General features: G+C 23.4%; 15 protein-coding genes and 1 pseudogene. 10 read left to right on the forward strand and 6 right to left on the reverse strand.

The features are described 5' to 3' along the window. Positions 1–56: 56 nt before the first annotated feature. Genes thrC through thrA form a run of 3 tightly spaced genes read right to left on the reverse strand, consistent with a single transcriptional unit; the run spans position 57 to position 4,763 of the window. Complete coding sequence (gene thrC, locus AB4W51_RS00870) at positions 57–1,346, reverse strand: threonine synthase (RefSeq protein WP_367676735.1); 1,290 nt, start codon at positions 1,344–1,346, stop codon at positions 57–59. Between the two features lie 3 nt (positions 1,347–1,349). Then, positions 1,350–2,279 (reverse strand): homoserine kinase, encoded by a 930-nt coding sequence (thrB, locus tag AB4W51_RS00875; protein ID WP_367676736.1) that lies wholly within the window; start codon positions 2,277–2,279, stop codon positions 1,350–1,352. A gap of 21 nt (positions 2,280–2,300) precedes the next feature. Then, positions 2,301–4,763 (reverse strand): bifunctional aspartate kinase/homoserine dehydrogenase I, encoded by a 2,463-nt coding sequence (gene thrA / locus AB4W51_RS00880; RefSeq protein WP_367676737.1) that lies wholly within the window; start codon positions 4,761–4,763, stop codon positions 2,301–2,303. Between the two features lie 601 nt (positions 4,764–5,364). On the opposite strand from thrA, the gene hpt reads away from it, so the two are divergent. Beyond that, positions 5,365–5,895, forward strand: coding sequence for a hypoxanthine phosphoribosyltransferase (gene hpt / locus AB4W51_RS00885; RefSeq protein WP_367676738.1), 531 nt, complete (start codon positions 5,365–5,367; stop codon positions 5,893–5,895). Positions 5,896–6,240: 345 nt separating this feature from the next. Here the strand turns inward: hpt and pcnB are convergent, their stop codons facing one another. Next, the gene (pcnB, locus tag AB4W51_RS00890; protein WP_367676739.1) at positions 6,241–7,455 is read right to left on the reverse strand and encodes a polynucleotide adenylyltransferase PcnB; all 1,215 of its coding nucleotides are present in this window, start codon (positions 7,453–7,455) and stop codon (positions 6,241–6,243) included. 295 nt (positions 7,456–7,750) lie between these two features. Then, entirely contained in the window at positions 7,751–8,206 is a 456-nt protein-coding gene (dksA, locus tag AB4W51_RS00895; RefSeq protein ID WP_367676740.1) for an RNA polymerase-binding protein DksA, read from the reverse strand. A gap of 272 nt (positions 8,207–8,478) precedes the next feature. Between dksA and truA the strand changes: the two genes are divergently transcribed. From truA to secA, 6 genes and pseudogenes are all read left to right on the forward strand, one after another. Next, positions 8,479–9,255 (forward strand): tRNA pseudouridine(38-40) synthase TruA, encoded by a 777-nt coding sequence (gene truA / locus AB4W51_RS00900; RefSeq protein ID WP_367676741.1) that lies wholly within the window; start codon positions 8,479–8,481, stop codon positions 9,253–9,255. Positions 9,256–9,391: 136 nt separating this feature from the next. Beyond that, positions 9,392–10,483: a 3-isopropylmalate dehydrogenase gene (gene leuB / locus AB4W51_RS00905; RefSeq protein ID WP_367676742.1), complete on the forward strand. Its 1,092-nt coding sequence runs from the start codon at positions 9,392–9,394 to the stop codon at positions 10,481–10,483. Positions 10,484–10,485: 2 nt separating this feature from the next. After that, positions 10,486–11,901 carry a 3-isopropylmalate dehydratase large subunit gene (leuC, locus tag AB4W51_RS00910; RefSeq protein ID WP_367676743.1) on the forward strand — a complete coding sequence of 472 codons (1,416 nt, stop codon included), beginning with the start codon at positions 10,486–10,488 and terminating at the stop codon, positions 11,899–11,901. 4 nt (positions 11,902–11,905) lie between these two features. Beyond that, a complete protein-coding gene (gene leuD, locus AB4W51_RS00915) occupies positions 11,906–12,511 on the forward strand; it encodes a 3-isopropylmalate dehydratase small subunit (protein ID WP_367676744.1) in 606 nt (201 codons plus the stop codon). A 576-nt stretch (positions 12,512–13,087) separates the two neighbouring features. After that, positions 13,088–14,629: a 2-isopropylmalate synthase gene (gene leuA, locus AB4W51_RS00920; protein WP_367676745.1), complete on the forward strand. Its 1,542-nt coding sequence runs from the start codon at positions 13,088–13,090 to the stop codon at positions 14,627–14,629. A 632-nt stretch (positions 14,630–15,261) separates the two neighbouring features. Then, positions 15,262–17,766: pseudogene (gene secA / locus AB4W51_RS00925) on the forward strand (preprotein translocase subunit SecA); the annotation flags it as partial. A gap of 346 nt (positions 17,767–18,112) precedes the next feature. Here the strand turns inward: secA and coaE are convergent. Beyond that, on the reverse strand, positions 18,113–18,745 hold the full coding sequence (coaE, locus tag AB4W51_RS00930) for a dephospho-CoA kinase (protein ID WP_367676746.1): 633 nt from the start codon (positions 18,743–18,745) through the stop codon (positions 18,113–18,115). Between the two features lie 136 nt (positions 18,746–18,881). Between coaE and AB4W51_RS00935 the strand changes: the two genes are divergently transcribed. From AB4W51_RS00935 to AB4W51_RS00945, 3 genes are all read left to right on the forward strand, one after another. Beyond that, the gene (locus AB4W51_RS00935) at positions 18,882–19,934 is read left to right on the forward strand and encodes a GMP reductase (protein ID WP_367676747.1); all 1,053 of its coding nucleotides are present in this window, start codon (positions 18,882–18,884) and stop codon (positions 19,932–19,934) included. Between the two features lie 592 nt (positions 19,935–20,526). After that, positions 20,527–23,190 (forward strand): pyruvate dehydrogenase (acetyl-transferring), homodimeric type, encoded by a 2,664-nt coding sequence (gene aceE / locus AB4W51_RS00940; RefSeq protein ID WP_367676748.1) that lies wholly within the window; start codon positions 20,527–20,529, stop codon positions 23,188–23,190. Between the two features lie 14 nt (positions 23,191–23,204). Then, complete coding sequence (locus tag AB4W51_RS00945) at positions 23,205–24,464, forward strand: 2-oxo acid dehydrogenase subunit E2 (RefSeq protein WP_367676749.1); 1,260 nt, start codon at positions 23,205–23,207, stop codon at positions 24,462–24,464. Positions 24,465–24,486 lie beyond the last annotated feature (22 nt).

Raw genomic sequence — 24,486 nt, forward strand, 5'->3', positions numbered from 1 at the left:
ATAGTTTTGATAGAGAGGATGAATTGTTTTTTCCTCTCTATTTTAATTTGACAGATTTATTTTTTTAATAAAAATTGACGTAATTTATTGAAATCAGGTTTCATTTTATGAGATAATAAAGGTAAATGGTTTCTTTCTTCAAGAGTTTTAGGTAAAATAATTATTTTTTTTAAAATATTTTCTACTGATTGTTTAAACTTAGCAGGATGTGCAGTTCCTAAAAATAAACCAAACTCGTCTTTTTGAACACTTTTTTTTAATAATCTGTAAGCTACAGCAGCATGAGGTTCAGAAATATAACCTAAATGATCTAGTTTTTTTAAAGTTTTTATGGTTTCATTATCTGAAACTCTACCAAATCCTAAATCTTTTAAATTCCAATTATTAATTTTAAATAATTCTTCTACACGAGGCCAGTTATTTGGTTGACTAATATCCATTGCATTAGATAATGTTGAAATTGTATTATTTGGACTCCATTGACCTGTTTCAAGAAATCTAGGAACAGTATCATTGGCATTAGTAGCAGCTATAAAAGATTCTATTGGTAAACCGATAGATTTCGCTAATAATCCAGCAGTTAAATTACCGAAATTACCGCATGGTACTGCGATAATTATTTTTTTTTGTTGTTGAGTAGAGATAAGTGAAAAAGCTTCAAAATAATAACAAATTTGAGCAAGTAATCTGCTAATATTAATAGAATTAGCTGAATTTAATCCTATTTCTATTTTTAGTTCTTGATCATTAAATGCTTGTTTTACAAGTTTTTGACATTCGTCAAAACTACCATTAACAGCAATAGTTGTAATATTTTTACCTAATGTACAAAATAATTTTTCTTGGTATTCACTAATTTTTCCTTGAGGATACAAGATTATTACTCTCACGTTTTTCATCTTATAAAATGCATGAGCTACAGCAGCACCTGTATCTCCAGATGTTGCAGTTAATATAGTCATAACTTCGTTTTGATGATTTAAATAAGATAGAATTTGAGCCATAAAACGTGCTCCAAAATCTTTGAATGCTAATGTAGGACCGTGAAATAATTCAAAACAAGCTATATTTTCTTCTACATATACTATTTTTGGAATAGAACAAGAAAAAGCATTTTTTACAGATTGATATAATTTTTGTTCTTGAATTTCATCTCCAATAAACATTGATAGTATTTTACTACTTCGCTCAATAAAGTTCATATCTAGAATTTTTAAAAGTGTTTTTGAACTTATTTTAGGTATTTGATTAGGGAAAAATAATCCTTGTTTGTTACCTAATCCTAATTTAATTGCTTGCGCAAAATTTACTTGTTCTTGATGATCTTTTAAGTTATATAATTTCATATTTTATCCTATTTTTCTTGTTCCTTTTAAATCTAATTGACAAATATGTACAAAACCATTTTGATTTTTTAAATAATTTTTGCTTAAATAATTTGATATATCTTCAGCTATTTCTAGATTGTCACTAATAGAAAATAAACTAGGACCTGATCCAGAAATACCACAAGCCATAGCACCAATTTTAATTATTTTATTTTTAATTGATAAAAAATTTGGTAATAATTTTATTCTATATGGTTCTGCTATAATATCTTGCATAGATTGAGCTGCTAATTTTTGTTGATTAGTATAAAGAGCATGAATGAAGATTGCTAAATTACGACTATGTTGTATGCAAGTTTCTCTTTGATATTGCATAGGTAAAATAGATCTTGCTTCAGAGGTTGATATATTGATTCCAGGCCAAGCAATAATCCAATACCAATTTTTAAAATATGGTAGTTGTTGACTGATAATTTTTTTACCTTGTAGAATTAATTGCAAACCACCTAAATAACATGGTGAAACATTATCATAATGAACTCCACCAGATAATTTTCCTTCTAATTGACCCATCATTTTTAATAATTCTATTTTTTTGATAGGTTCAGAACAAAATGTATTTAAAGCAACTAATGTAGAAACAATTGAACAAGCACTAGATCCTAAACCAGATCCAATTGGCATATTTTTTTCTAATTTTATAGAAACAGGAATATTTTTTTTTATTTTTTTGCAGAATTTCAACCAACAATGCCAAACAATATTATTTTTTATATCTAAAGGAAGTTGGTGTTCAAATTTTCCTTGATTAATTAAATTAAATTCTTTTGATTTTGTAATGGTAATCACATCACCTAATAAAGTGTTTTTGATAGGTTTTATCGCTACACCTAAAACATCAAATCCAACACCAACATTTCCAATAGAAGCAGGTGAATAAATTTTTATCATTATACTAATTCCTAATATTTATTATAATGTACGAAGTAAGTCAGAAAATACTCCAGCAGCTGTAACATTATTTCCTGCTCCATATCCTCGTAATACTAATGGCATAGGTTGGTAATATTGGCTATAAAATGCTAATGCATTTTCTCCATTTTTAATTTTATATAATGGATCATTTTCATCAATTTCTTCAATTCTTACTTGACATTCTCCGGAGAGATCGATAATTCCGACATATCTTAAAACTTTTCCAAATTTTTTAGCTTGGTTAAATTTTTTATAAAATAAATTATCTAATTTTTTTAGTTCAACCATAAATTGATTAATATCTGATATTGCATCAAAATATTTTGGTAAAATTGATTCTATTTTGATATCATTTAGTTCTATTTTGTATCCGACTTCTCTGGCTAAAATTAATAATTTTCTAGCAACATCTATTCCTGATAAATCATCGCGAGGATCTGGTTCGGTAAAACCAAGTTTTTTTGCTTTAATTGTAGCATTGGAAAAACTAGTATTATTATCTAGTTCTCCAAAAATAAAAGATAGAGAACCAGATAGTACACCACGAAAATGTAGAAATTTATCTCCAGTACTGATTAATTTTTGTAAATTTTCAATTATAGGTAATCCAGCTCCAACATTTGTTTCATATAAAAATTTTTTTTGAAAAACAAAGGCTGTCTTTCTTATTGTTTGATAATATTCGTAACTTTGAGTATTAGCTTTTTTATTTGAAGTTACAACATGAAATCCAGAAGAAAGAAATTCTATATATTGATCTGCAATAATTTGACTTGAAGTGCAATCAATGATAATAGGATGTTGTATATAATTGTTTTTTAATATTTTTTTGATTTCTTGAAAATCAAATAGAAGATTAGATTTGTAAAAATTGTTTTCCCATGCATTCAAATCAATACCTTGTAAATTTAATAGCAATTTTTTTGAATTAGCAATACCACAAATTTTGATTTGAATTTTTTTTCTTTTTAAATAATTTATTTGTTTTTTTAATTGTGATAATAGAACTTTTCCTACACCTCCTATTCCTAAAAGAAAAATTTCCATAACTTGGTTATCATTAAATATTTTTTCATGAATAGCTTTAATGCTATGCATAGTATATTTTTCATTTATTACTATAGATATAGTATGATCGGATGATCCTTGAGCTATTGCGAGAATTTTTACTTGATGATGATTCAAAACAGAGAAAATTTTAGAAAATATATTAGATTGAAGTTTTATTTTTTTTCCAATAATAGATATTATTGATAATTTTTTAATAATTTTTATAGGAGAAACTAAATTATTTTTTATTTCTAATTGAAATTCGTTTTTTAATATATATATAGTTTTTGATAATTGTTTTTCTAAAATACAAAAATTAAGATTAGATTCAGAAGAAGATTGTGTGAGTAACATGATCCATATTTTATGTTTTTCAATGGATGATAAAATTCTGTTTGTTACTTTTGGTATATTTTTTATTTCTAAACTAGAAATATTTAACATAATTACATCATTTAAATGTGTAATTCCTGTAATTGATGCAGGTATTGAATCAATTTTTTCAATTAAATTGTTTGTATTACTAATTAATGTTCCTTCTCCTTTAGGGTTATTAGTATTTTTAATTATGCATGGTATATTAAATTTCATAATGGGAAAAATAGTTTTTGGATGTAAAACTTTTGCACCAAAATAAGACAATTCCATAGATTCTTGATAAGAAATTTTTTTGATTAAACAAGCATTTAATACTATTCGAGGATCACATGTGTAAATACCATCTACATCTGTCCAAATTTCTAATTTTCTTGCTTTTAAACATGCAGCTAGTATAGCAGCTGAATAATCAGATCCATTTCTACCAAGTACAACTAATTCTTTTTTTTTGTTACCTGCAATAAACCCAGGCATTAAAATAATGTTTGTTTTAGGAATTTTGATAGATTCTATATTAATAGATGATTGTTCAATGTCTACGATAGAATCTAATTTATCTCCTGTGGATAATAGTTTTTTAATTGGATTAATTATTGTAACAGCATAATTTTTTTCTGTTAAAATAGCTTCCATAATAGCTATTGATAAAATTTCACCACGGGAGACTATAAAAGCATAAATATTTTTTGGACATGTTTTTAAAATTTGCACACTATATATAATTTTTTTTAATTGAATTAATTGATCATTGATTAATTGTATTATTGGTTGATATAAAAATTTTGGTTTTTTTTGATAAATATCATTGACGATATTATTAAAAATATATTTTATTTCTTGAATATTATTTGATATTTCATCATTATTAATTTTATGGTTGGTCATTTTTACTAAATAATTAGTTATTTTAGAAGGTGCTGATAGAACAATTGCTAACTGTTCCTTTTTGATATCATTGGTAATTATATCCGATACATGTAAAAATTTATCGGCATTTTTTAATGATGTTCCACCAAATTTTAATACTTTCATAATTTAAATTCTCTGAATTAATGATAAATAGTTTTTTTGTTTTTTTTTATATTTTTTAATAATTTTATGATGATTTTATATATATAATAATTATAAAAATAATTATTATTAATTTTTTAAGATAAAAATCGATTATTGATTTTATAGAATTTGTTAATAGATTATTTAAATGATAATCAATTTTTTATTAATTGATTAGGATTGTTGAAATTTTTTATTTTTTAAATTAAAAATTTTAACATATATTTATTTTTTTTACTTAATTTTCACTATTTTTTTATAAAAATATTTGTGTAAATTTTTATTTTTCTAATTATTATATGGTAATTTTTATATTTTTATATTTATTTAATAATTTTTATTCTATTCATGATTGTTTGGATTATTTTAATATATGAAATATTTTTATGAATAAATAAAAAAATTTATTAATTTATTTAATATATTTTTTATCTATATAAAAATAATATTTATTTATATGTTTTTAAAAAATTTCATATTGATATGATCTATAAAAATTTCTATATTAACTTTGTTTGAATAATAAAAATCAAGTAAAATATATATATATTTATTACTATATAATTATTTACTAATATTTATGAAACATAAAATTAAAGTAATTATTCCTGAATTGATGTTACATGCAAGAATAAATGAACTTGGAAAACAAATTACTAAAAATTATAAAAATAGTAATAGTAAAATTTTATTAATTGGATTATTACGTGGATCATTTATTTTTCTTGCTGATTTATGCAGAGCTATTAAAATTACACATGAAGTAGATTTTATGACAATATCTAGTTATGGAATTGATATTGTATCTTGTAAAGATGTAAAAATTTTAAAAGATTTAGATGAAAGTATTTACAATAAACATGTTTTAGTAGTAGAAGATATTATAGATTCAGGTTTAACTGTAAAAAAAGTATTAAATATTTTGCAAGTTAGAGAACCTAAATCCTTATCAGTTTGTACTTTGTTAGATAAACCACAATGTCGTGAAGTGACTATTGCTGCTGATTATGTAGGTTTTTCTATTCCTGATGGATTTATGGTTGGTTATGGTATAGATTATGCTCAAAGATATCGTCATTTACCTTATATTGGAAAAGTTGTTTTTTTGTAAAATAGATGAAATTTTATTTAATCATTTAAAATTTAAATTATTTTACATATAAAAATATATTTTTATTTTTATTATATATTTAATATTTTTATTAAAATTGATATAATTATCTTTTTTATTTAATATTGAATATATTATTATTTTGATTTTTGAATTATCAATGAATTTTTATTTTGATCTATTTTGATAATAAATTAAATATGATTAATTTTAAAAATATTTTTATAGTAATTTTGTAAGATTTTATAAAAAATATATAATAATTTTTATTCATTAATATTTTTATTTATATACATTATTTATGGAATATCAAGGACAAATGAATATAAAATAATTAATTAATTTTTATTTAGATTGATTAATTAAATATTGAAAAATTTTATATAATTGCATATTTTTTTCTGTTTCTGCTCTCAATAATAGTAATTGACAGGATTGATGAAATATTTTTTTATTCGGTAATTTAACATTTATATCATTGAATATTTTTTCTATGTAAAATTGTGATTTCCATATTTCTTTAATCGTAGATATTATTTGTTTTGGTAATGCAAGTAATAAAGAAAATTCTGATAAAATTTTATTAATAGAAAATAAAAATGCTTCTTTTTTTTCTATTTTTTTTTCTTTTTGAATATTCATAGTCATTTCTATTTGTATATACCATAATATTGCAGAAAAGAAAAATTCTGGGATAAAATTATTATTTATTTTTTTTTGTATATTATTATCAATTGTTTTTAAAGTGATAGTACTAATGAGTTGAATTAAATTTTTAGTATGTGTGCTCATTTTTATTTTTGGAAACAGAGACAATAGTTGGAATAAATTAAATTGTTTTATTTTTTGATAAATATCATATGATTTGCCTGTTTCTAATAGTTTAATAATTTCATTAAATAGTCTAGCAGATGGTATATTTTTTAATAAATTAGCTAATCTAGAAATAGGTTCAGCAGTTTTTTCTTCAATTTTCATGTTTAATTGAACTGAAAATCTAATAACTCTTAATATTCTTATAGGATCTTCTCTATATCTTGTTTCAGGATCGCCTATTAATCTAATTGTTCTTTGTTTTAGATCACTAATTCCTTGGACATAATCTCGAATAGAATAATTAGTAATATCATAATATAGAGCATTTATTGTTATATCTCTTCTTTGAGCGTCTTCTTCTATCTTGCCAAAAGTGTTGTCACTTAATAACATACCGTTAATAGTTTTTTTGTTTTTTTTATAATTCTGGTATTTTGAAATATTTTTTTGATTGCCTCTAAAAGTTGATACTTCAATAAATTCAGTTCTGAACATTACATGAGCGATTCGAAATCGTTTCCCAACTAATCTAGAATTACGAAAAATTTTTCGTAATTGTTCTGGAGTGGCATTGGTTGTTACATCAAAATCTTTTGGTTTTTTCCCTAATAACAAATCTCTGACACTACCACCTACTAAATATGCTTGATATCCAGTTTTTTTTAGTCGATTTAATACTTTTATAGCATTTTTGCTAATATTGTTTTTTTTAATATTATAATTTTTTTTATTGATTATATTCATTAGATTAATTTTGTATTGTATATAATATAGTACTATTTTGGTATTTAAGAAATTTTTTGACCTAAATAGTCGATTTTTAATAAGAAGTAAATAATAATTTATTAAATCAAAATAATTTATTGTATAAAAAATTTTTCAAGATATTCATTATTATTAATTAATTTTTTAAAAAAATTGATAATTAAGATTGTTCTTATTATTTAAAAACATGAATTAATTTAATTGTTTGTTATTATTTTTATAAATTTATTGATCAATAACACATAACAAATGTTACTGATCAATAAATTATCATTTAACCAGACATTTGTTTTTCTCGAATCTCATCTAGTGTTTTACAGTCTATACATAAATTCGCTGTAGGTCTTGCTTCTAATCTTTTTATTCCAATTTCAACATTACAAGATTCACAATATCCAAAGTTATTTTCATTGATTTTTTTTAAGGTTTTTTCAATTTTTTTTATTAATTTTCTTTCACGATCTCGATTTCTTAATTCTAAACTAAATTCTTCTTCTTGAGTTGCTCGATCAATTGGATCTGGAAAATTAGTAGCTTCATCTTGCATATAAGATATAGTACGATATACTTCATGTGTCAATTGATGTTTCCAGGCTGTTAATATTTTTTTAAAATGGTTGATTTGATTGGGATTCATATACATTTCATGTTGTGTTTCTTGATAAGGTGTCACTCCTGCAATGGTCAACATACTTAATGAAGAACGTTTAGCATTGTCCGTTTTGTTCATTATTATCTCCTAAAGAATAATTAATTTTTAATTTACAAATTGATTTGTAAATGTAATTAATATTTTTATTGTTTTAGTATTCTCTTTATTTTATGAAAGAATAAAATTTAAAAATAATTTTTTTTGCAAACAAAAATATTTTATACTAAATAATAATTTAATCTAATTAAAATATAAAATATTTTTATATTGTTGTTATTTTAATTTTTATAATTAAATTTTATTAAAAATCAAAATGATTATAACTATATTAAAAATAGATATGGATATATATGATTTCAAACATTAAATTAATCAAATTTGCGTTATGTATTGAGTATAACGGCAATAATTACCATGGATGGCAAAAACAAAAAAATATAGTTAGTATACAGGAAAAAATAGAACTAGCTTTATCTTTAGTAGCCAATCATCAAGTCAGAGTGACATGTTCTGGTCGAACTGATGCTGGTGTGCATAGTATAGGTCAAGTGATACATTTTGAAACGTATGCTATACGTAAAGAAATATCATGGTTGCTGGGTGTTAATTCATATTTACCAAATGATATTGTGATTCTTTGGATTAAACAAGTCCCTATGTATTTTCATGCAAGATATTGTGCTTTTTCTCGTGTTTATAGATATTTAATTTATAATCGTTCTTTTAGATCAGCGATCTTCATAAATTCTATGCATTATATTTTTCATAATTTAGATATTGAAAAAATGCATTTAGGAGGACAATATTTATTAGGAGAACATGATTTTAGTGCATTTAGATCAACTGGATGTCAGTCTAGTACTGCTTTTCGAAATATTCGAAAATTAAATGTGATGAAGAATAATTTTTTAGTTATAATAGATATAGAAGCTAATTCTTTTTTATATCATATGGTTAGAAATATTGTAGGAACATTAATTGAAATAGGGTTAAAAAAAAAAAAGAAATCTTGGATGAAAAAATTATTAAAAAGTAAAAATAGACATTTATGTGGACCAACAGTACAGGCTAGAGGTTTGTATTTGTTACAAGTAAAGTATCCATCTTATTTTGATTTACCTAGTTAATTTATATTTTTATTATTAATGAGTTCATTGTTAATAGTATTTACAATACATATAATTTTTATAACAAAAATTATATTATTATTTATGTATGTTTTATCTATTTTATTAAAATAATAATGTATTAAAAGGTATTATAATGAATAAAAAATATAAAATTGCAGTATTGTCAGGCGATGGTATTGGTCCTGAAATTATGCAAGAAGGATATAAAATTTTAGATGTAGTTAAAAAAAAATATTCATTAAATTTAGATACTATCGAATATGATATTGGAGGTGTAGCCATTGATAAATTTGGAACTGCTTTACCAAAAGAGACCTTACGTGGTTGTGAAAATTCCAATGCTATTTTATTTGGTGCAGTAGGTGGTCCAAAATGGAATAATATCTCTGCAGAATGTCAACCAGAAAGAGCAGCTTTGTTGCCTTTAAGGAAGCATTTTAATTTATTTTCCAATCTGCGTCCAGCAAAATTACATCGTGATTTAATTCATTTGTCACCTCTTCGTGCTGAAATAGTGTCTTCTGGTTTTGATATTCTTTTTGTTCGTGAATTAACTGGAGGCATTTATTATGGAAAACCAAAAGGTAGAAAAAAAACTATTTCTAGTGAATTTGCTTTTGATACATCTATGTATTATGTTTATGAAATAGAACGAATTGCTAAAATTGCATTTGAGTTAGCACGTAAAAGAAATAAAAAATTAACTTCTATTGATAAATCCAATGTATTAGAAACTTCAATATTATGGCGAGAAATAGTGAATAAAATATCAAAAAATTATCTTGATGTTGATGTCACACATTTATATGTTGATAATGCATGTATGCAAATTATTAAAGATCCTCATTCTTTTGATGTAATTTTATCTTCTAATTTATTTGGAGATATTTTATCTGATGAATGTGCAATATTAACTGGTTCTATTGGTATGTTGCCTTCGGCTAGTTTAAATGATAATTATTTTGGTTTATATGAACCAGCAGGAGGATCAGCACCAGATATAGCTGGTAAAAATATTTCTAATCCTATTGCTTTAATTTTATCCATCGCAATGTTATTTAGGTATAGTTTAAAATTATATAGTGTAGCTAATGAAATAGAATGGGCTGTGGATGAGGTATTAAAGTTTGGTTTTAGGACTTTTGATATTTCTAATCAAATTAATTATGTCAGTACTCAAGAAATGGGTAGTAAAATTGCGTTTTTTTTGAAAAACAAGGAGTAGTAATGGGAAAAACTTTATATCAAAAGTTGTATGATCAACATATTATTTATGAATCAAAATATGAACCATCTATTTTATATATTGATTTACATCTAATTCATGAAGTTACTTCTCCTCAAGCTTTTTCTGCATTGCGAAAATATAATAGAATTATTAGACAAACTAGAAAAACTTTTGCAACTATGGATCATAATGTTTCTACTTTAAGTAGTAATATCCAAGCTTCAGGATTAAAAGCACAATTGCAAATGGAAACTTTAATTAAGAATTGTCAGGATTTTAATGTAAAATTATATGATTTAAATAGTTCTAAACAAGGTATAGTTCATGTTATTGGGCCTGAACAAGGTTTGACATTACCGGGTATGACTATTGTTTGTGGAGATTCACATACATCTACTCATGGTGCATTTGGTGCACTTGCATTTGGAATTGGGACTTCTGAAGTTGAACATGTTTTAGCTACTCAAACTCTTAAACAAAATCGTGCTAAAACAATGAATATACAATTAAATGGTATTATTCAAAAAGACATTACAGCTAAGGATATTATTTTAAGTATTATAGGAAAAGTTGGTATTTCTGCAGGAACAGGATATGTTATTGAATTTACTGGTCCTGTAGTTTCTATTTTAAGCATGGAAGCAAGAATGACGTTATGTAATATGGCTATTGAAATGGGTGCTAAATCAGCGATTATTGCACCAGACAATATAACATATAGTTATTTAAAAAATAAATTTTATTCTCCTAAAGGAGATCACTGGCAGAAAGCATTAAATTTCTGGAAAACATTAAAGTCAGACAATAATGCTATTTTTGATAAAACTATTGTCATTAATGTTACTAATATAGAACCTCAAGTAACGTGGGGGACTAATCCTGGACAAGTTAGTGCTATCAGTCACAATATACCTATGATAAATACTTTTTCTAATCCAATTGAAAGGGAATCTGCTAAAAATGCTATTTCTTACATGCAGTTACAACCTGGAATTAAATTAACAGATATTTATATAGATAAAGTTTTTATAGGTTCCTGTACTAATTCTAGAATTGAAGATTTAAGATTAGCTGCTTCAATATTAAACAATAGACGAATAGATAAAAATATACAAGCTATTGTTGTTCCTGGATCTAAAAGTGTTAAAATACAAGCTGAAAAAGAAGGTTTAGATAAAATTTTTATTAATTCTGGTTTTGAATGGAGACTACCAGGTTGCTCAATGTGTTTAGGTATGAATAATGATAGACTTTTACCTGGTGAAAGGTGCGCTTCAACAAGTAATAGAAATTTTGAAGGACGTCAAGGTAGAGGTGGTTTGACCCATTTAGTTAGTCCATCTATGGCTGCAGCAGCAGCTATTTTTGGTAGATTTGTTGATATTAGACAATTAAATTCAAGAGATAAAAATTAATTTTATGGATAAATTTGAAGAACATACTGGTATTATAGCACCTTTAGATATTTCTAATATTGATACTGATGCTATTATTCCAAAACAATTTTTACAAAAAGTTACACGGGAAGGCTTTGGTCAATATTTGTTTCATGATTGGAGGTTCTTAGATACTCAAAGAAAAAAAGAAAATTGTAATTTTATATTAAATCAATCGCCTTATCGTTGTGCTAATGTTTTGTTATCACGTAATAATTTTGGTTGTGGTTCTTCTAGAGAACATGCTGTTTGGGCCCTCATGGATTATGGTATTAAATTAATTATTGCCTCTAGTTTTGCAGATATATTTTATAATAATAGTTTTAATAATCATTTATTATTAATTACTTTAACAGAAGAAGAAATTGATAAAATTTTTTTAGTAGTAAAAAAAATTATAGGTATTAAATGTTATGTAAATTTAGTTAAAAGTACAATTGAAATTAATAATCAATTATATAAATTTTTTATACCTGATTTTTATCGTGTTTGTTTATTAAATGGATTAGATAATGTTGATTTAACTATGCAACATGAATCTTTAATTCAATGTTATGAACAGAAAATACCTATTTTTTTTCGTCATTAATAAATGTTTATGTTGTATCTTATTTTAAAATATTAATTAATATTGATATATAATATATACAACTATTTTTATATATACATAATTTTTTTGTAAAAGATATAATAAAATTTAATTAAATAAATTGTTTTATTATTTATTTTATTTTTTTTAATAAGATAATTTATAAAAATATATTATATTATATAAACTATAATTTACTTATGAAATAAGCATTATTTATTTATATTTCATAAACATGATTTGAATAATTTACATAGAAATAGAGATTCAGTTCATAATATCTGAATCTCTAACATATTTTGATATAAATTATATATTTTAATGTTTTATTATTGTTATAATTTAATTTTTACATATTTTTTATAATTACAATTATATATATTATCATTATATAATTATAAAAGCATATGTATACCTTGTTTGAATTCAATATTAATGTATTTGATGATCTATATTTGCAATAAATATTTTAATATATATTTATATATATAATATTTTTAATAAAAAGCATTTTTATCAAAAATAGTATATTATTTTTGGTTTTATTAAATTTATAAAATAACAGTAGGTATGAACATGAAAGAAAGAATTATAATTTTTGATACAACATTAAGAGATGGTGAACAAGCATTGCAATCTAGTTTAACTGTTTCACAAAAATTAGAGATAGCATTATCTTTAGAAAAAATGGGGGTTGATGTTATAGAAGTTGGTTTTCCTATTTCTTCTCCTGGTGATTTTGAATCTGTAAAAAAAATTTCAAGTGTTATTAAAAATAGTCGAATCTGTAGCTTAGCTCGTTGTGTGGATCAAGATATTGATGTTGCGGCTGAATCTATGAAAGATTCAGAAAAATTTAGAATTCATTTATTTTTAGGAACTTCTAAAATTCATGTTGAATCTAAATTAAGGAAGAATTTTAATGAAATAATAGATATGGCAGTACGTTCGATTATTAGGGCAAGTAAATATACTGATGATATTGAATTTTCGTGTGAAGATGCTGGAAGAACTTCTATTGATAATCTTTGTTTGATTGTTGAAAAAGTTATTAAAGCGGGAGCTACAACTATTAATATACCAGATACAGTTGGTTACACTATTCCAACAGAATTTAGTGAAATCATTCGGTTACTTGTATTAAAAGTACCCAATATTGATTCTGCTATAATTTCTGTTCATTGTCATAATGATTTGGGAATGGCTGTAGGTAATTCAATTAGTGCTATTCAAAATGGAGCTCGTCAAGTTGAAGGCACTATTAATGGTATAGGAGAAAGAGCTGGCAATACGGCATTAGAAGAAGTAATTATGGCAATAAAGACTAAATCCGATGTTTTACAAAAATATACAAATATCAAAATAAATAAAATTTATGCTACTAGTAAAATAGTGAGTCAAATTTGTCAGATGCCAATTCCTGCAAACAAAGCGATAGTAGGTAGCAACGCTTTTTCACATTCTTCTGGTATTCATCAAGATGGTATGATAAAAAATAGAAATAATTATGAAATTATTTTCCCAGAAAGTATTGGTGCAAAAAATATATCACTAAATTTAACTTCACGATCTGGAAGAGCTGCTGTAAATTATAGAATGAAAGAAATGGGTTATAAAGTATGTGACTATAGTATAGATCAATTATATAGTTCGTTTTTAAAATTAGCAGATCAAAAAGGTCAAGTATTTGATTATGATTTAGAAATATTAGCATTTGCAAATGATAAGTATAAAAACTTAGATAATTTTTATCTTAAGTGTTTTACTATACAAAAGGATTATCAAGGGTGTTTTATTGTTTCAGTAATAATATCATGTGATAATAAAGAAATTCAACAAACTTCAACTTCATATTATGGTCCAATAGATGCTATTTATTTAGCTTTAAATAAAATTGTTCAGTATCCAATTCAATTAAAAAAATTTGAATTATTATCTCAAGATTTAGGTGATAATTCTATTTCTCGAGTATCTATTATAGTAGAATATAATAATCGTGATTTTTATGGTTTAGGTATTGAAAAAGATTTTATTACATCTTCTGCTCAAGCTTTAATTAATGTATTTAATTATATATGGCGTTTAAAAACAATCTCGATAAAATTAAAAAATTTGTAAAATTAATGTTTATTTTTTAAAATATTATTTAAATTAATATATCTTTTAATTTAAATAATAATTTTTATAGATAGTTGCAATTTTAAAAAACTATCTATAAATGATTATTAAATAAATATTTTTTTATAAAGAAATATTTATTTTTTCATTTTATCTAAAATAAATTTTTATATTTTATTTTTACATTATGAATTATTTTTTTAATAAATATTTTATTTTTTTGTATTGATATAATAAATACAATATCATTATATTGATATATATATTTAATATGATTCAATATTATTTATTTTTCTATTAATATATTTTTTGATATTTTTAAAATTTAAATCATATTGTTAAATATTGAGTTAAATTAAAATAATTTTTTTATATAATTATTTTAATTTTTTTTTGTAAAAAAAAATATATTTTTATATAAAATGATTTTAATTTTAATTTTATAAAATAATATTTATGAAATAATTAAATATATTTTTTTATATTTTATTTTTATATAAAATCATTTTTTTAAAAATTTTTTAAATTTTATTTTTAATAAAAATATTTTTAACAATATATATTATTATATTGTTTCATGAATAATTAAAATAATTTTTAAATAAAACATTGATTGTAATGAGAATCACAATATGATAATTAAATTACTAACAAAAATGTTTGGTAATCGAAATAATCGGTTATTACGTCGTATAAAACATAAGGTTGATATGATTAATAATTTAGAATCAGATTTTAAAATTTTATCTGATACTGAATTAAAAAACAAAACTAAAAAATTTAAAATTGCTATTAAAAATGGTGTAAAACTAGATATATTATTACCTGAAGCTTTTGCAACAGTTAGAGAAGCTAGTAAACGTGTTTTGAATATGCGTCATTTTGATGTTCAATTAATGGGTGGAATTGTATTACATCAACAATGTATAGCTGAAATGCAAACAGGGGAAGGTAAAACTTTAACTTCTACTTTACCTATTTATCTAAATGCTTTAATGGGTTATGGTGTTCATGTTGTTACTATGAATGATTATTTAGCTAAAAGAGATGCAGAGAAGAATACACCTTTGTTTGAATTTCTTGGTTTATCAGTAGGATTAAATTTATCTGGTTTATCTTTAGAAAATAAACGATTAGCTTATTTATCAGATATTACTTATGGTACTAATAATGAATATGGATTTGATTATCTTAGGGATAATATGGTAGTCAATAGTTATGATAGAGTTCAACGTAAACTATATTATGCATTAGTTGATGAAGTAGATTCTATTTTAATTGATGAAGCTCGTACTCCATTAATTATTTCTGGTCCTATAGAAGAAAATACTGATATATATGTAAAAATAAATAATGTTGTTCCAAAATTAATTGCTCAATCAAAATATGATTTAGAATTGTGTAAAGATCAAGGCGATTATATAATAGATCAAAAAAATCGTCAGATTCATTTGACTGAACAAGGTTTAATTAAAATTGAAAAAATATTTATTAATGAAAAAATAATAGATCATAATGCTTTATTTTATTCATCTAATTATATTATTTTAATGCATTATGTAATTGAGTCATTAAGAGCTCATAAATTATTTATTAAAAACATTGATTATATTGTAAAAAATAATGAAATATTAATTGTAGATGAACATACTGGAAGAATTATGAAAGGGAGACGATGGTCTGATGGTTTACATCAAGCTATAGAAGCCAAAGAACAAGTTTTTATACAAAATGAAAATTATACTCTTGCTGCTATTACTTTTCAAAATTATTTTCGTTTATATGAAAAATTATCAGGTATGACAGGTACCGCTTCTACTGAATCATTCGAATTTTATACAATTTATCGGTTGGATACCGTTATTATACCTACTAATGCTCCTATGATTAGACAAGATTTACCAGATTTAGTATATATGACAGAAAAAGATAAATTTAATGCTATTATATCAGATATACAATTATGTATAAAAAAAAAACAACCTGTATTAGTTGGTACAATTTCAATTGAACAATCAGAAATTATTTCAAAAAAATTAAATATACTAAAGATTAAACATAATGTTTTAAATGCAAAATATCATACTAAAGAAGCAGAAATTATTGCTCAGGCAGGAAAATTAGGTGCTGTTACTATTGCAACAAATATGGCCGGAAGAGGAACTGATATAGTTTTAGGTGGTAGTTTAGAATTGGATAATATAAATATAAAAAAGTCTTGTAATAAAAATATCATATTAAATTTAAAAAACAATTGGACAAAAGAACATAATTTAGTATTAAATGCAGGAGGTTTGCATATTATTGGAACTGAAAGACATGAATCTAGACGAATTGATAATCAATTACGTGGTAGATCTGGTCGTCAAGGTGATTGTGGATCTTCACGTTTTTATTTGTCTATGCAAGATACTTTAATGAGAATGTTTATTTCTAATACTATCATTAATATGATTAAACAGTTAGGTATGAAATCTGGGGAATCTATAGAACATATTTTAGTAACAAAAGCAATATCACGTGCTCAAAAAAAAGTAGAAAATAGAAATTTTGAGATTAGAAAACAATTATTAGAATACGATGATGTGATTAATGAACAAAGACGTGTGATTTATCGTCATAGAAATGAATTAATTGATTCAAAAAATATTAAAAAGATAATATTAAATTTTTTAGATGATATTTTTAATAGAGTGTTAAATACTTATATATCTTATAGCACGTTTCAAAAAAAATGGAAAATAAATGATTTAAAAAAATGTTTAATACAAGATTTTAATTTAAATTTAAAAATTTTTAATGATTCTGAAATAATTCAAACATATAATCAAAATAATATATTTACAAAAATTATCACTGAAATTAAGTTATATTATTTTCATCGAGAAATGTTAATTAGTGCTCCAGTCATGAGGAAATTTGAAAAAATATTATTAATATCTACTTTAGATTCTTTTTGGAAAGAACATTTATCTTCTATGGATTATTTAAAAAAAGGTATACATTTAAGAAGTTATGCACAAAAAGATCCTAAACAAGAATATATACGTGAATCTTTTATTTTATTTAAATCTATGATTGATTCTTTTAAATATGAGGTGATATCAGTTTTATTTACTATTCCAATAAAAAATTTAGATTTAAATTACGATAATGTATTAAAACAGATTAATTTGATTAAATTTAGAAATTCTTAATTAAATCAATCATGATTAAAAATTTATTAAATTATGTTTTTATTATAATAAATTAAAAATATTTTGATGAATTGATTTATTTTAATTAAATAAATATATTTTATTTATTTCAAAATGTATTATATAAAAAAAATAAATTTTTATTTTTATGATTTTGAATTTTGAGACGTTATTTATTTTATAAATAAATTTATAAAGTATATTAATATTAATTAATTTAATTTTTTTATTAAATATAATATTTTTATAACAAAAAATATTATATATATATTTTATATATTTAAAATCAATCAAATAATTTCTTATGTTTTTTTTTGATTTTTTTATTGGCTAAAATTTTATAAGATAAATTTAAGTAATTAATATATAAATTAATTTCCATTTGATTAATATTATTATTGATTATATCATTTGCTAATGATAATCTTTTTTTTCTAGTTGTTTGACATTTTAAAATTTTTTTTACTAATCTTTTTTTAATGTTATCTCTTTTTATAGTTCTTTCTATTTGAACTTTAATAGGTACATCTACTACTAAAATTCGATCTACTGATTTATATAATTTTTTTTCTATTAGTAAAGGGGTAACCCATAAACACCAAATAGATTTTGATGCATTTATTTGTTTTTTTGTTTCGATATGAATGTAAGGGTGCAATATTTTTTCTAACCATACTCGATTGTCAACATAATTAAAAATTTTTTTTCTTAAAGTTAATCGATCAATACAACCATTTTTTTGAAGAATATTTGATCCAAATTTTTTTATGATGGCTTCTATAATGGTTTTATTAGATTTTATAATATTTTTTCCTATTAGATCTGAATCAATCACATCAATCCCTAAATTTTTAAATGCATTGGAAATTGTACTTTTACCACTTCCAATGCCTCCAGTCAGTGCTACAACATAAGTCATAATTTTATTTTAATTTTAATATTATTTTTATATTTTTATATAAATATGATTTTGATAAAATACATTATTGCATTACATAATATTCGTATGTATAACATATATTATATATCATTTTTAATGGTTGGAATATAATACAATGCGTATTGAAGAAGATATCAAATTAAGTTTTAAAGATGTTTTAATACGTCCTAAAAGATCAATTTTAAGAAGTAGATCTCAAGTTGAATTAAGTCGAAAATTTATTTTCAAACATTCATGTATTAGTTGGTCTGGTATACCTATTATAGCATCTAATATGGATACTGTTGGTACTTTTACAATGGTAAAAGTGTTGTCTAAATTTGAAATATTAACAGCTATTCATAAATATTATACTATTGATCAATGGATTAATTTTATCCAATCAGTATCTGTACAAACTTTAAATTATATTATGGTCTCTACTGGTACATCTGATTCAGATTTTTCTAAAATTAAAGCAATTTTATCATTATCAGATGAATTAAAATATATTTGTATTGATGTAGCTAATGGTTATTCAGAACATTTTGTATCTTTTTTAAAAAAAGCTAGAGATACTTTTCCAAATATTATTATTTGTGCAGGTAATGTTGTAACAGGAGAAATGGTTGAAGAATTAATATTAGCAGGTGCAGATATTGTAAAAGTTGGAATTGGTCCAGGATCAGTATGTACAACAAGAAAAAAAACAGGTATTGGTTATCCTCAATTATCTGCAGTCATAGAGTGTGCTGATGCTGCACATGGTTTAGGTGGTAGGATAATTAGTGATGGAGGTTGTATAGTACCAGGTGATTTGGCAAAATCTTTTGGTGGAGGAGCTGATTTTGTTATGTTAGGTGGAATGTTAGCTGGACATGAAGAGAGTGAAGGTTCGGTATTAGAGAAAAATGGAAAGAAATTTATGATATTTTATGGTATGAGTTCTGATATTGCTATGAAAAAATATATTGGTAGTATTGCAAAATATAGAACTTCGGAAGGTAAAATAGTTCTTTTACCTTTTCGAGGTAGTGTTGTTGATACTATTAAGGATATATTAGGTGGATTACGTTCATCTTGTACTTATGTTGGAGCTGAATATTTAAAAGAATTAACTAAAAGAACTACTTTTATTCGTGTATCAGAACAAGAAAATTGTATTTTTAATCATCAAGAAATGATTTAATTGATTTAAAAAAGGATATTTTTTTTAAATAATGCTTTTATGATATAACAAATAATTATTAAAAATATTTATATATGTAGAATATTCATTCTATATCTACATTATATATATACATTTATATTGATATAAATTTTATTTTTAAAAATTTATAATATATTGATCTATGAATATAATTGATTTTTAAATATATTATTTTAGATGTTTGTATTATCTAATTTCATATTGATATATTTTAATAATAAAAAAACAAAAAAATAAAAACACCATAAAAATTTTATATTTTACATCATAGATAACATTTTTGATTACTATAGTTATTTTATGAAAATATATAAATAAAATATTTATTTTAAATATTAATTTAAATTTTATTTTTTAAATATTGCTATTATAAAAATATATCTTTATTGATTGTATTTATTTTATTAAATAAAAATATTTTTTTTAAAAAACTACAATGGTTTTCCCCATTTTTTATTTTTTTGTATTGTCAGATATAATTATTGATTGTACATAAAAATAATATTTAAAAGTTTTAATTTAATATAAGATATATATCTTATAAATTAGTTTGATAAATAGGTAATAAAACATGTTAAAAAATTTATCTAATGATTTAGATCCCATGGAAACTCTTGATTGGGAAGAATCAATCGAAAATGTTATTTGTAAAGATGGTATACATAGAGCTAAATTTTTAATAAATCAATTAATCCGAAAGATTCAAAATAATACGTCCAATAATTTTTGTAAAATAATCAATAGTGATTATATTAACACTATTGATGTTAGTAATGAATTAGAATATCCTGGTGATTTAGACATAGAAAGGAAAATTCGTTCAGCTGTTCGTTGGAACGCTATTATCATGGTTCTGCGTGCTTCAAAAAAAAATTTAGATTTAGGAGGTCATATTTCCTCTTTTCAATCATCAGCTACCATTTATGAAGTGTGTTTTAATCATTTTTTTCGTGCTATGAATAAAAATGATGGTGGTGATCTTGTTTATTTTCAAGGTCATATTTCACCTGGTATTTATGCTAGAGCTTTTTTAGAAGGACGTTTAACTAGATTGCAATTAGATAATTTTAGACAAGAAGTTAACAAAAATGGGTTATCTTCTTATCCTCATCCTCAATTAATGTCAAATTTTTGGCAATTTCCTACAGTCTCGATGGGATTAGGTCCAATTTGTGCGATATATCAAGCAAAATTTTTGAAATATTTAAAATTTCGTGGATTAAAAGAGACATCTAATCAAACAGTATATGCTTTTTTAGGAGATGGTGAAATGGATGAACCTGAATCTAAAGGAGCGTTATCAATAGCTGCTCGTGAAGAATTAGATAATTTAATTTTTATTGTGAATTGTAATTTACAAAGATTAGATGGACCAGTTATTGGTAATGGAAAAGTTATTGATGAATTAGAAAATATTTTTAATGGAGCAGGTTGGGCAGTTATTAAAGTGATATGGGGTAGTGGTTGGGATAAGTTATTACATAAAGATAGTGATGGGAAATTAATACAATTAATGAATGAAACGATTGATGGAGATTATCAGACATTTAAATCTAAAGATGGTAATTATGTTAGAAAAAATTTTTTTGGAAAATATAAAGAAACCTTAGAATTAGTTAAAAATATGTCTGATAATGAAATTTGGAAGTTAAATCGTGGAGGTCATGATCCTAAAAAATTATACAATGCTTTAAAATTAGCATTAAACATTCAAAAACAACCAGTGGTAATTTTAGCACATACTATTAAAGGATATGGTATAGGTCAATTAGCAGAAGGTAAAAATATTGCACATCAGATCAAAAAAATAGATATAAATACTTTATTTTATATTCAAAAACGTTTTGATATTCCATTAAACAAAGAAGAAATAGAATCATTATCTTATTTGAATTTTTCCAAAGACTCTGTAGAATATAAATATTTACATAAACAAAGAAATAAATTAGGAGGATATTTACCCACTAGATTATCTCATTTTACTACAAAAATTATTATACCTAATTTAAGTGATTTTCAAATTTTATTAGATAAACCTAGTAAAAAAATATCTACTACTATAGCATTTGTTCGTTTTCTCAATATTTTATTAAATAACGTTTTAATAAAAGATAGAGTTGTACCAATTATTGCGGATGAAGCACGAACTTTTGGCATGGAAGGTTTATTTAGGAAAATAGGTATTTATAATTTTAAAGGACAGAAATATATATCACAAGATCAAGATATTTTAGCATGTTATAGAGAAGATCAAAAAGGTCAAATTTTACAAGAAGGAATCAATGAATTAGGAGCAGGAGCTTCTTGGATAGCTGCTGGTACTTCATATAGTACTAATAATTTTCCTATGATTCCATTTTACATATATTATTCTATGTTTGGATTTCAAAGAATAGGAGATTTATTATGGGCTGCTGCTGATCAACAAACTCGAGGTTTTTTAATTGGGGCAACTTCAGGTCGCACTACTTTAAATGGAGAAGGATTACAGCATGAAGATGGACATAGTCATATTCAATCATTGACAATTCCAAATTGCAAATCTTATGATCCAGCATTTGCTTATGAATTAACAGTTATTATGCATGATGGAATAAGAAGAATGTATGGTTCTATGCAAGAAAATATATACTATTATATTACTACTGTTAATGAAAATTATGATATGCCTGGTATGATTGATAATATTAGTGATGGAATTTGTAAAGGAATATATAAATTAGAAAGTTTCCCAGGTAATAAAAATAAAGTACAATTATTAGGATCTGGTTCTATTTTGAGAATGGTAAGGGAAGCTGCTAGTATACTATCATTAGATTATAATATTGCTTCAGATGTATATAGTGTAACTTCTTTTACTGAATTAGCAAGAGATGGTCAAGATTGTGAAAGATGGAATTTATTGCATCCAACAAAAAATAGAAAAATACCTTATGTAGAAACAATTATGAATAAACATCCTGCTATTGCTACTACCGATTATATGAAATTATTTGCTGAACAAATCCGAGGTTATGTTCCGGCTGTTTCTTATCATGTCTTAGGCACTGATGGATTTGGCCGTTCTGACAGTCGAGAAAAATTAAGAACTCATTTTGAAATTAATGCTTCTTATATTGTAGTATCAGCATTGTTTTCATTAGTAAAATTTGGAAACATAGATAAAAAATTAGTATCTAACGTGATAGATAGATTTAATATAGATATTAATAAATTAAATCCACGTTTAGTTTAAAAGGTACAATAGATATGACGATTGAAATTAAAATTCCAGATATAGGAGTAGATGCAGTAGAAGTTATTGATATTTTAGTAAAAATAGGTGACTCGATAAATTTGGAACAGAGTTTAATTGTGGTAGAAGGAGATAAAACATCTATGGAAATACCTTCTTCACATACTGGTGTTGTAACTAAAATCAAAGTTAAAATAGGTGATCAAGTAAACACAAATTCGGTTATTATGTTAATTGAAAAAAAAATTGATCAAAATTCAAAAAAAATTATTAATGAATCTAATAAAAAATTATGCTTTCAAGAAAAACCTTTCATTATAGAAAAAAATATTCATGATAATTTTAAAACCATTCTTCAAAACAATGATTTATGTTATACAACACCTCTTATTCGTAAATTAGCTAGAGAGAAAAACATTGATTTATCTTGTATTCAAGGTACAGGGCGAAAAAATAGAATTATAAAAGAAGATTTAGATAAATATATTATAAGTAAAATAATAAATATAGATAATCAGTTGGATGGTAAAAGTTGCAGTCAATCTTATATTAATGAGATTGCTAATAAAAATTCTGTTTTAGATATTAACATAATTAAGTTAAATAAAATTCAAGTGATTGCAGGTAGAAATTTATTAAATAATTGGAAAAATATTCCACATGTTACGCATTTTGATGAAGTAGATGTGACAAATTTAGATGAGTTTCGGAAAAAATATAATTTAGATATTATAGAAAAAACTAAAAGAATAACTTTATTGTCTTTTTTAATAAAAATAATAATCAAAACATTAGAATATTTTCCTAAATTTAATAGTTCGATATCTGTGAATCAAGAAACAATTGAATTAAAAAAATATATTAATATTGGTATTGCAGTTGATACTTCAGAAGGATTATTAGTTCCTGTACTAAAAAATATTCAAGATAAAAATATATTAGAAATTTCTGATTTATTAAGCACAATTTCTAAAAAAGCTCGATCTAATAAATTATTATTATCGGATTTACAAAATGGAACTTTTACTATATCTAATTTAGGCGGTGTGGGTAGTATGCATTTTACACCTATTATTAATTCTCCAGAAGTAGCTATTTTAGGTGTATCGAAATGTTTTATAAAATCTGTATGGATTAAAAATAGTTTTCAACCTAGGTTGATTTTACCATTATCATTATCTTATGATCATCGTGTTATTAATGGAGTAGAAGCTGCTAAATTTATAAATTTCATTACTAAATATTTAAATGATATTAGATTATTAACAATTTAGTTATATTGTATCGATAGTATCT

It is taken from the genome of Buchnera aphidicola (Eriosoma grossulariae), from assembly GCF_964059045.1.
Lineage (GTDB): Bacteria > Pseudomonadota > Gammaproteobacteria > Enterobacterales > Enterobacteriaceae > Buchnera_D > Buchnera_D aphidicola_A.